This window comes from Burkholderia sp. L27(2015) (assembly GCF_009765705.1).
GTDB lineage: Bacteria > Pseudomonadota > Gammaproteobacteria > Burkholderiales > Burkholderiaceae > LMUX01.
Map to the genome: position 1 here is coordinate 233,074 of NZ_LMUX01000027.1, position 10,064 is coordinate 243,137.

Sequence of the window (10,064 nt, forward strand, 5' to 3'; positions counted from 1 at the left end):
GGGGACACATCGACCTAACCGCATCGGTTGGGAAAAAAGGCGATTGTGTATAAGTCAAGTCTTGACAAGCGATTTATGTAGGTTTTATTTGGGCCCGCAGCGTGGCGACAGGGATGACAGAGCGTCGCAGCGGCGACGGTTAGGCTGGGGCAAGCGCGACGGCGAGGGTCTGCGCGAGGCTAGAACTCCAAATGGGATAAGCAACCGTCGATCTGTCTGACAACATGTGAGACAATTTCTCCTTACGCTTCAATCCCATGGTGAAGCGCCACTATGTGCACGGTTTACGCAATAGATTACTGATGCCCGAGAATTTTTTAATGACGCCTAGCACCGGTCCGAATCGCCAGAAAGTGGTCGATGTCCTATATGGTGAGCTACTGAAGTTGATAGTCGACGCCGAGTTCAAGGCGGGCGAGCGATTCGCTACGGAGGAAGCGCTATGTTCACGTTTCGGCACGTCGCGTCCTACGGTGCGCGAGGCATTGGCGCGGTTACGGGCAGACGGCCTGATCGTTTCGCGTCAAGGATCGGGCACCTACGTCACGCATACGCCGAGCAAGAGCGTTTTGCGCTTCGCGCGTGTCGAAAGCATCGCCGATATTCGTCGGTGCTATGAATTCCGCCTGAGTGTGGAAGCGGGTGCGGCGCGTTTGGCGGCAAAGATGCACGATTCGGCCGACATCGTTGCGCTCGAAGCGGCTTACGAAGCGTTGAACCAGGTGATCGCGTCCGACAAGGTCGGCTCTCACGAGGATTTCTTGTTTCACCGCGCCATTGCGATCGCTTCAAAAAACAACTTCTTCGTGTCGACGCTCGATTCGATCCAGGAGCAAACGGCTTTCAGCATGCAACTCTCGCGCAGCTTATCGCAGGAGAGGAGCGACCAGCGTCGCGAAGAGGTGCAAGCGGAACACGCCAGGGTGCTGCAGGCGATCCGGCGGCGCGACGAATTGCAGGCGGAAATCAGCATGCGCGAGCACATCGACAACGCGAAACAGCGCATGTTCCAGGGCGATTAGTCCCGCTCGGCGGGCGGCGGTCCACGCCTGGGATCCCAACCCGGTCCAGGCCCGGGGCCGCGGCTGGGCTCATACACCGGCTCATGTACGGGCTCATGCAGCGATGCAAGCAGCGACGCAAGCTGCGATTCATGCGCCGGTCATCCGGCAAGAACAGAATATCCCTCTATAAACATCGCGGCCTTCAATAACAAACGCCCCACGGCAAGCTTTGCCGTGGGGCGTGTCAAATTGACGCAGTCGAACGCTATCGAGCCAGCTACGGCGTCAGCCTGTCATCAAGCGAACAGCGACTGATTGAATGCGGCCAAGCGAAGCGCCGCCTCGGTCAGTGCGGGTAGGTTCTCCGGCAGGGTATTGGACAAAAACGGGACCGCGGGGCCCATTTGAGCGATTTTCGAAGCCGAGACCGCATCATGCAGAACCTGGATCGGGGAGGTCGCGTCGCGAATATCCTCGAGTGGCATGAAATGCTCGCGTAATGTCGCGGCACGATTCCAATCACCAGCCAGGATGGCTTTCAAGATTTCGAGCGAACCGCGCGGAGCGATACAACCCGAGCCCGTCGTGAAGCTGTTCATGCCGAATTCGCGCAAGTGGACAATCGCCGGGCGCTCACCGATGCCGCTGATGAAGTATTCAGCCGGCACCGCCTCCAACAGCCTGCGCAGGTAGGGATCGTTGGCCGGATCGCTGCGCACCGACGCGTATTTCACCGCCAGAATCCGCTCTTCGCCGACGAGCGTTGCGACGTGCTGCGGGTCGATGTATTCGTCGGACTTGATGTACAGGAAGAACGGCTTACCGAATGCATCTGAAAACCGGCGCAGCCCATTAAGCAAGCCTGCCTGCGTCATCGGGCCGACGTAGGGCAGCACCATTGCGGTCGGGTAGTTGAGCTTCTTAAGGATGGGCGCCTGATCCATGATCTTGCCGAAATCGGGGCCGACCGACGGGATGATCCACGTCTGGTCGCTGCTTAAATCGTCCAGCATGCTCAGCATTTCAGCGTATTCGCTGAGTTGGGACTGATAGAAGTTGGCATTGCCGCCATACATCAGGAATCGTATCCCGCCCTCTTCGAGGTGCCGAATCAGCTTACCGTTCTCGACGGGGTTCAATGACAGGTCGGCATTGCGCGCGACGGGAGGGACCGCAAGCGGGGACAGGTTCAAATCCGCGCGCCGCGCTGAGATGGGGTTCATGCATGCTCCTTGTTGAATCGCGAAAAAGGGATCGCCAAAATGTTGAATCAGTATAAAAGTTGTAAGACAAAAAAGCAAATACACTATTTTTGCTAAGGGTTTTTACCGACCCTGAAAAATTGATGAAAGCATAAATAATTGATTTTTATGAAAATTCTGCAATTTTTCTCTAAAACAACCATTTAAAGGTTCCTTGACAATAGTAAGACAACTTAGCTATCTTTGACAAAACTCGGTAGAACCGGGGCGATTTACGCGGTCCAAAGAACCAAAAAAAAGGAGACGATATGAAGTTATCAAGCAAATTAGCGGGGCGCCTGTCCGTTTTGGGCGTGCTGCTGACTGCGATGTGGTCAACTGTGCCGGCGTACGCGGCCCCCGTTTCTATCAACATAGTCGACGTGGCCGGCAATTTGGCGCTGACGCAAAAGGGGTTCGAAGCGTTCCGCGATAAATACCCCGATCTCGTTTCAAACATGACTTTCACCAACGCGCCGGCGCCGCAACTGCCGGGCAAGCTGAAAGCCATGCAGGCCGCCGGACGTTCCGATATCGATCTGGTCCTGACCGGCACCGATGCGCTGGCCGCCGGCATCCAGCAAAACCTGTGGATGCCATTGTTGCCGGACCAAGCTGCCAAGTTTCCGGGTGTCCTGGACAAATTCGCCGCCGGCCCGCTCAAAATGCAGGAGCTTGCGCACGGCTTCGGCCTCGAAGTGACCTATTCGCCGGCCGGCCCGCTGCTGGAATACAACCCGGCCAAGGTGACCGACGTGCCCAAGACGCCGGCGCAATTGCTGTCGTGGTGCCAGGCACATCCGGGCAAGTTGATCTATGCGCGTCCGGCCAATTCCGGTCCGGGACGTGCCTTCCTGATGGGCTTGCCGTACTTGCTGGGCGATAAGGATCCGCACGATCCGATCCACGGCTGGGACAAGACCTGGGCGTTTCTCAAGCAACTCAACGACTGCATCCCCTACTACCCGGGCGGCACGTCTGCAGTGATGAAAGAGCTGGGCGAAGGTTCACGCGACATGACCGTGTCGATGACGGGCTGGGACATCAACCCGCGCGCACTGGGCATTGTTCCCGCGAGCTTCAAGATCCAGGCATTCGACAATATGACCTGGGTCAGCGACGCGCATTACATGGTGATCCCCAAAGGCGTGCCCAAGGAAAAGCTGGACGTGCTGTTCAAGCTGATGAATTTCATGCTTGAGCCGACGCAGCAAGCGATGACCTACGACGACGGCTACTTCTATCCGGGTCCCGTGATCAAGGGCGTGTCGATCGATCAAGCGCCTGCGCATAGCCAGGAGGTGCTGAAGACCTACGGCCGTCCCGAGTACACGAAGCTGATCGCGGATCATCCGCAGGTAGTGCCGCTCGATGCGTCGGCGATGGTGGCTGCGTTCCAGAAGTGGGACGCCGAGGTTGGGTCACAGAAGTCCAAGTAAGTAGTACGGCAGCGGTCACATGTTGTGTGGCCGCTTTTTACGACGTGATCCGGGCGGTGCATTTTGCTGCGCCCGGATCACTCATCTGAAGCGTTAGAGACATCGTTATGAAGCACAATTTCAAGCAGTTGCGGCTCGATTCGGTATGCCGGAGTTTCACCAACGCCGAAGGCCAGCAGGTTCACGCCCTCAAGGGGCTGGATCTGAACATACAGCGTGGCGAATTCATCGCCTTGCTGGGGCCGTCGGGGTGCGGCAAGTCGACTGCATTGAATTGCATTGCCGGGCTGACCTCGCTAACCGGTGGCGGCATCTGGCTGGACGAGGAGCGCATCGACGTGTTGTCGCCCGAGCGCCGCGGCTTCGGTATGGTGTTTCAGAACTACGCATTGTTTCCGCATATGTCGGTGCTGGAGAACGTCGGTTTCGGCCTGAAAATGCGCGGCGTGTCCAAGCAGGAAACGGCCAAGCGCGCGCGGGACGCACTCACACTGGTGCAACTGATCGGCCACGACAACAAATTGCCGGGGCAGTTATCGGGTGGCCAGCAGCAGCGCGTTGCCATCGCTCGCGCGATCGTGATCGAGCCGCCGCTGGTGCTGATGGACGAGCCCTTGTCCAACCTCGATACCAAGCTGCGCATCGAGATGCGCGCCGAGATCCGCCGCATTCATAGCCAGCTTGAGCGCGCAACGATTTATGTCACGCACGATCAGGACGAAGCGCTGTCCATGGCCGACCGCATCGTTGTGATGCGCGACGGCGTAGTGCAGCAAGTCGCCACACCCAAGGAAGTCTACGGACGGCCGACGAATCTGCATGTCGCGCGTTTCATGGGTTATCGCAACGTGGCGCGCTTCACGATAGGCGCTGTACAAGAAGGACGCGCCTCACTGAATTCCAATGGCGTGGAACTGACCGGCACTGCCGTGAACGATCTGGGCGGCTCGCTGCAAGGCAGCGCCAACGTCGCGATGCGGCCCGAAGATTTCGAAGCCTGCGCGCCGGGTACCGCGAACGCGTTTACCGCTGATATTGAAACGGTCGAATACGGCGGCCGCGATTCGCTGATCCGGGTCAAATCCGCGTTCGGCCAGTTGTACGCACGCTTGCCGGGCGAGTTCGGCGCGGGCGACCGCATTGCGCTGCGTATCGCACCGGAGCGCGCACTGGTGTACGCAGGGGACGAAGCATGAGCGCATTCGCTATTCGTGCGCCGAGAGTTGCCGGGCGCGATTTCAAGGGTTGGCTCGTAGCGCCGGCGCTACTGTGCATCGTCGCGCTATTCATTTATCCATTTGCCTATGGTCTCGCGCTATCATTTCAGCCGCTCAACGGCGGCAGCGCGTGGGCTAACTATATTCAATTCTTTACCGACGCCACGCTGTGGCCGACCTTGATTGTCACGCTCAAGCTGGCCGTTCCGGCGACCTTGATCAACGTTGTGGCATCGGTGCCGGTGGCGTTCGCGCTCAGGCGCAAATCGCGCTATCAAAAGCTGGTAACCACTTTGCTCGTGATTCCGGTGACCTTGGGCACAGTGTTGATCGCCGACGGCATGTTGACGTACTTCGGGCCGAATGGCTGGTTCTCGCAAGCGGTCGGCGCCACGCATCTTTATTCCGAGGAAGTGCGCCTGACCCACAATTACTGGGGCGTGCTGATCTCGCTGGTGGTGTCCGGCTTTCCGTTCGCGTTTCTGCTGATCCTGTCCTACGTGACAGGCATCGATCCCACGCTGGCGCGTGCCGCGGCAACGTTGGGCGCGGGGCCTTGGGAGCAGTTCCGGCGCATCTATCTGCCGCTGCTGGTGCCGGGCCTGACGATGGCCGCTTGTTTGTCTTTCGTGCAGGCGTTTTCCGTGTTTCCATCGGCGGTCTTGCTGGGGGTTCCTGCGGGCGCGACGCGGGTGGTATCGATCGCCGCGTATGAGGCTGCGTTCGAATCCTACGATTATGGTCTTGCATCGACCATCGCGATCATGATGGGTTTTGTCCAACTGTTGATCGTAGCGGCCATGCTCACGGCGCGGCGCGCGTTCTATAGCGGCCCGGTCTCGGGAGGAAAAGGCTGATGCATAGCAAATCCAAACTCGTCGACGCACAATGGGACCGTTCGACACCGAGCAACAAACCCGTTCAAAGAAAAGAAGTCATGAAAGAGCAGTCCAAATTGCCGGGAAAAATCTGGAAATGGGCCGTCTGGGGCACGGTGGTATTTTTCCTGCTGAACGTGGTGCTGTTGATCGCGACCGTAGCGGTCAACTCGGTAGGCACACGCTGGTTCGGCACGTTGCTGCCGGAGGGCTTTACCTTGCATTGGTATGTGCAGGCGTGGAGCGATTTCCAACTGGCGAGCGTGTTGCGGGTTACTGTGGAAGTGGTTGGCGCGGTGGTGCTGCTCTCGGTACTGCTGGGCGTGCCGGCAGCATATGCGCTGGCGCGTGTCGACTTTCCCGGCAAGCGCTTCGCGATGCTGATTTTCCTGCTGCCGTTGATGGTGCCCCCGGTCACGTACGGGATTCCGATGGCTACCGTGATGTACAAGGTCGGCCTGGCCGGTACCTTGCCGGGCGTGATCATGGCCAATCTGGTGCCGTCGCTGCCGTTCGTGATCTTGGTGATGACGCCGTTCATCGAGCAGATCGACCCCAATCTCGAAGCCGCCGCGCGTATTTTTGGCGCGAACACCTGGAAGTACTTCCGCTATGTGCTGGTGCCGCTGCTGGTGCCGGGCATGCTGGCAGCCGGGTTGCTGGTGCTGGTACGCACCATCGGTATGTTCGAGCTGACCTTCTTTACCGCCGGCCCGGATACGCAAACCCTGGTGGTGGCGTTGTATTACGCGGTGTTTTCGACCGGTGTGCGCGCGTCGCAATCGATCGATGCGATGGCGATGATCTACATGGCGATCACGTTGGTGTGGGTGTTGATCGCGCTGCAGTTCGTCAGCCCGACGCAGTTGGTCAGCCGCGTCAAAGAACAGCCGCAGGGAGAGTGAGCATGCCGGCGAGAACGACTATGCCGGCGAGGCGCCCAGTACGCGAGCACTCGCCCGAGATCGAGGTGCTCTCGAAGTATGTGGCGCAGGTGGGCGAGTCGCCCGTTTGGGATGCATGTAACGGCGTGCTGTACTGGGTCGACATCGAAGGGCACAGCCTGCTGCAGTGGACGTACCGCACGGGCGCCACCCGGCAATGGCGATTCGACCGTGAAGTGTGCAGCATGGGTTTGAGCGACGATCAAACGCTGGTGCTCGCGTTGCGCGACGGCGTTTATCGCTTCGATACGAAGCTGGCCGCTCGCTCGGGCTCGCCGTTGAGCCACAGCTGCGAAGCGCTGACATTGATCGCCGAGATCGAGACCGATATTCCGACCAACCGCTTGAACGACGGCAAGATGGGCCCGGACGGCGCGTTCTGGGTGGGGTCGATGGATCAGCGTGCCGAAAAAGCCAACGTTGCCAGCCTCTATCGAGTGAGCAGCGATGGCCGCGCACAACGTGTGGGCGAGCAGGTCAAGGTGTCGAACGGTCTGGGGTTCAGCCCCGATGGCCGCTACGTTTATCACTCGGATTCTCGCGGGCCCTGGATCTTGCGCTATCCGTTCGACCCGGCCGCTCAAACGGTGGGTGCCGGGGTACAGTGGATCGAAATGCAGGCGGGATGGGGGCGCCCGGATGGCGCGGCTGTCGACGTCACCGGCTGTTACTGGAGTTGCGGTATCGACGCCGGACGTATCAACCGCTTTTCGCCTGAAGGCGAACTGATCGAGGTCTACCGCCTGCCGGTGACGCATCCGACCATGTGCTGTTTTGGCGGTGCGAATCACACCACGCTCTTCGTCACCTCGCTGCTACCTCCGGACGCCGCGCTCGCCGCGACCCAACCGTTGGCGGGGCGTTTGTTCAGTTTCCAGGTAGCGGTTGCCGGTTTGCCGGCATCGCGCTTCAAATCAAGCCAGACGCTCTCCTCACTTACGTAAGATGCTCGATAAGAAAATTGTTTTGACCGGTGCGGGCGGCATGATCGGTACGGTGATCCGTGAATATTTTCATGCAGCCGGGCGCCCTCTGGTGATTTCGGATCTGCGCGCACTCAGCGATGTGCGCAGCAACGAGACGGCGTTGCACGGCGATCTATCCGATGCGGCGTTCACCGCGCAATTGCTTCAAGGCGCGGACGTGGTGATCCATATGGCGGGGATCTCGAACGACCAGCCGCTCGATGTCGTATTGCCGCACAATTTTGTCGCGCTCAATAACCTGTATGTCGCCGCTCATGCGCAGAAGGTCGAGCGCATTATTTTTGCGAGCAGCAACCATGCAATCGGCATGTATCCGGTGGGCCGCAAGATCGACACGCGCGTTGCGGTGAACCCCGACAGCTACTACGGCACCAGCAAGGTATGGGGCGAGGCGCTGGGTCGGATGTTCTGGGAAAAGCACGGCGTGGAATCGGTCTGCCTGCGCATCGGCTCGTTCCTGCCCAAACCGGTTTCGCAACGCAACCTGAGTACGTGGCTATCGCACCGCGATTTCTGCGCCTTGCTCGACGCGAGCGTGTACACCGAGGGTCTTGGCTTCGAAATCGTATACGGGGTATCGGCCAATACGCGGTCGTGGTGGGACAACAGCACGAGTCGCGTGCCGTACCGGCCGCAGGACAATGCCGAAGATTTCGCCGCGGCGATTGCGGCTGCGGGCGTGCCGGTGGATCCGCGCGATGCGGTGTATCAAGGGGGCGACTACGCTGCTCGCAATTTTGATCGTGCGATTTAATCAGGTTGCGTGAGTAGGCTGCACCAGCGAATAGCAAGCAATAGCGATAATGAAACGTCCATCCGCACTGCTAAGTATTGATACGCCGATTCGGCTAAGCGCCGGCGCGCATAGCGCGCTGATTGCGCCGCAGGCTGGTGGGCGCGTGCTTAGCCTTTCGAGCGAGCGACGCGACGGCGGCGGCAGCGGGCAAGTCCACCAATGGTTGACGCCCATAACGGCGCATCAGTGGTTGAACAGCGAATGGCCCAAGGGCGGCTGCTATCCCCTCGTGCCGTTTTCGAACCGGGTACGCGGCGCGCGTTTCGCGTTCGACGATGCCGAGCATCAACTCGCAACGTTCGATGGCCAGGCTCATGCATTGCACGGCTACGGTCAATACGTTGCGTGGCAGGTCGATGCGTGTAGCGATACCGCGGTGACTCTGAGTTATGCGCATCGCGAAGGCGATTCGGGGTGGCCTTGGGCATTTCACGCCACGCAAACCCTGACGCTGGACACCGATGGCTTCACCCTCGCGATGCGCTTGCGCAATCTGTCGGACTATGCGATGCCCGCGGGTTTCGGTTTTCATCCGTATTTCAGTGCCGATCGAGCCAGCCTGAGCGCCGATTGGCGCTGGCCGCACGACAACGAAGAAATTGCGCTCAGGCGTGAACCGGCCGTGGCGCGCGAGCGCATCCATGACCGCACCGCAGAGGGCTATACGGAATATTGCAGTGGCTGGGACGGGCGCGCGCGCCTTACGTGGCACAACGGTGCGCATCTGGAAATGGCGGCGGACCCGGCCTTCGATCATCTGGTGGTGCACTGCGCGCCTGGCCGCGATTACTTGTGCCTCGAACCCGTCACGCATGTGAGCGACGCGTTCAATCTGGCGCATGCCGGCGTGCCCGCGACCGGCTTACAGCGGCTTGCGCCCCAACAAGACATGCAGGGACAACTGACCTTGCGTTTGCAGCCTAATTGAATTGTCTTATTGATTCCGTCCGTGGGACGGGTGTGGAGAAATTGTGAGTATCAAGAAAAGAAAGACCGCCGAAGAACTGCGCAGCCATCGCTGGTATGGCGTGAACGATTTGCGTTCGTTCGGGCATCGCTCGCGTACCGCACAAATGGGTTACAGCCGCGAAGAATACGCGGGCAAACCGGTGATCGCGATCCTCAACACATGGAGCGACATCAACCCCTGCCATAGCCACTTCAAGGATCGCGTAGAAGAAGTCAAACGCGGCATCTGGCAAGCGGGCGGCTTTCCGATCGAGCTGCCGGTGTCGACGTTGTCGGAGCCGTTTCAGAAGCCGACCACGATGCTGTACCGCAACTTTCTAGCGATGGAAACCGAGGAAGTGTTGCGCTCGTATCCGGCAGACGGCTGCGTGCTGATGGGCGGCTGCGACAAAACCACCCCGGCGCTGCTGATGGGTGCCGTGATGATGGATCTGCCGACCATCTATTTGCCGGCTGGCCCGATGCTGAGCGGCAACTGGAACGGCAAGACCTTGGGTTCCGGGTCGGACACCTGGAAATATTGGGCCGACCTGCGCGCGGGCAATATTACGGAGCAGGATTGGCGCGGCGTCGAGGGCGGCATTGCGCGT

10 protein-coding genes are annotated in these 10,064 nt (G+C 59.5%); 9 read left to right on the top strand and 1 reads right to left on the bottom strand.

Annotation, left to right across the window (positions count from 1 at the left end; genetic code table 11):
- Positions 1-320: 320 nt before the first annotated feature.
- Complete coding sequence (locus GSQ77_RS28815; RefSeq protein ID WP_158907520.1) at positions 321-1,022, top strand: FadR/GntR family transcriptional regulator; 702 nt, start codon at positions 321-323, stop codon at positions 1,020-1,022.
- 278 nt (positions 1,023-1,300) lie between these two features.
- Here the strand turns inward: GSQ77_RS28815 and GSQ77_RS28820 are convergent, their stop codons facing one another.
- Entirely contained in the window at positions 1,301-2,227 is a 927-nt protein-coding gene (locus GSQ77_RS28820) for a dihydrodipicolinate synthase family protein (protein ID WP_158907522.1), read from the bottom strand.
- 287 nt (positions 2,228-2,514) lie between these two features.
- Here GSQ77_RS28820 and GSQ77_RS28825 point away from each other — a divergent pair, with 287 nt between their 5' ends.
- The 8 genes from GSQ77_RS28825 to GSQ77_RS28860 all read left to right on the top strand — a co-directional run.
- Positions 2,515-3,684, top strand: coding sequence for an ABC transporter substrate-binding protein (locus tag GSQ77_RS28825; RefSeq protein WP_158907524.1), 1,170 nt, complete (start codon positions 2,515-2,517; stop codon positions 3,682-3,684).
- A gap of 107 nt (positions 3,685-3,791) precedes the next feature.
- Positions 3,792-4,880: an ABC transporter ATP-binding protein gene (locus GSQ77_RS28830; protein WP_158907526.1), complete on the top strand. Its 1,089-nt coding sequence runs from the start codon at positions 3,792-3,794 to the stop codon at positions 4,878-4,880.
- Entirely contained in the window at positions 4,877-5,758 is an 882-nt protein-coding gene (locus GSQ77_RS28835; RefSeq protein ID WP_158907528.1) for an ABC transporter permease, read from the top strand. The genes GSQ77_RS28830 and GSQ77_RS28835 overlap by 4 nt, the downstream gene beginning before the upstream one ends.
- Positions 5,758-6,684: an ABC transporter permease gene (locus GSQ77_RS28840; protein ID WP_158907530.1), complete on the top strand. Its 927-nt coding sequence runs from the start codon at positions 5,758-5,760 to the stop codon at positions 6,682-6,684. Before GSQ77_RS28835 ends, GSQ77_RS28840 begins: the two co-directional genes overlap by 1 nt.
- Before the next feature lie 2 nt (positions 6,685-6,686).
- Positions 6,687-7,667, top strand: a complete 981-nt coding sequence (locus GSQ77_RS28845) for an SMP-30/gluconolactonase/LRE family protein (RefSeq protein WP_158907532.1) — start codon at positions 6,687-6,689, stop codon at positions 7,665-7,667.
- A gap of 1 nt (position 7,668) precedes the next feature.
- Complete coding sequence (locus GSQ77_RS28850; protein WP_158907533.1) at positions 7,669-8,463, top strand: NAD(P)-dependent oxidoreductase; 795 nt, start codon at positions 7,669-7,671, stop codon at positions 8,461-8,463.
- 49 nt (positions 8,464-8,512) lie between these two features.
- Positions 8,513-9,433, top strand: coding sequence for an aldose epimerase (locus GSQ77_RS28855; RefSeq protein WP_158907535.1), 921 nt, complete (start codon positions 8,513-8,515; stop codon positions 9,431-9,433).
- 49 nt (positions 9,434-9,482) lie between these two features.
- Positions 9,483-10,064 (top strand): dihydroxy-acid dehydratase (locus GSQ77_RS28860; RefSeq protein ID WP_174246520.1); only part of this gene is annotated, 582 nt, incomplete at its 3' end.

Excerpts from the sequence above, each read along its gene's own strand:
- GSQ77_RS28855 (WP_158907535.1), top strand. The coding sequence starts at position 8,513 with ATGAAACGTCCATCCGCACTGCTAAGTATTGATACGCCGATTCGGCTA.
- GSQ77_RS28850 (WP_158907533.1), top strand. The coding sequence starts at position 7,669 with ATGCTCGATAAGAAAATTGTTTTGACCGGTGCGGGCGGCATGATCGGT.
- GSQ77_RS28840 (WP_158907530.1), top strand. The coding sequence starts at position 5,758 with ATGCATAGCAAATCCAAACTCGTCGACGCACAATGGGACCGTTCGACA.
- GSQ77_RS28830 (WP_158907526.1), top strand. The coding sequence starts at position 3,792 with ATGAAGCACAATTTCAAGCAGTTGCGGCTCGATTCGGTATGCCGGAGT.
- GSQ77_RS28820 (WP_158907522.1), bottom strand. The coding sequence starts at position 2,227 with ATGAACCCCATCTCAGCGCGGCGCGCGGATTTGAACCTGTCCCCGCTT.
- GSQ77_RS28845 (WP_158907532.1), top strand. The coding sequence starts at position 6,687 with ATGCCGGCGAGAACGACTATGCCGGCGAGGCGCCCAGTACGCGAGCAC.
- GSQ77_RS28825 (WP_158907524.1), top strand. The coding sequence starts at position 2,515 with ATGAAGTTATCAAGCAAATTAGCGGGGCGCCTGTCCGTTTTGGGCGTG.
- GSQ77_RS28815 (WP_158907520.1), top strand. The coding sequence starts at position 321 with ATGACGCCTAGCACCGGTCCGAATCGCCAGAAAGTGGTCGATGTCCTA.
- GSQ77_RS28835 (WP_158907528.1), top strand. The coding sequence starts at position 4,877 with ATGAGCGCATTCGCTATTCGTGCGCCGAGAGTTGCCGGGCGCGATTTC.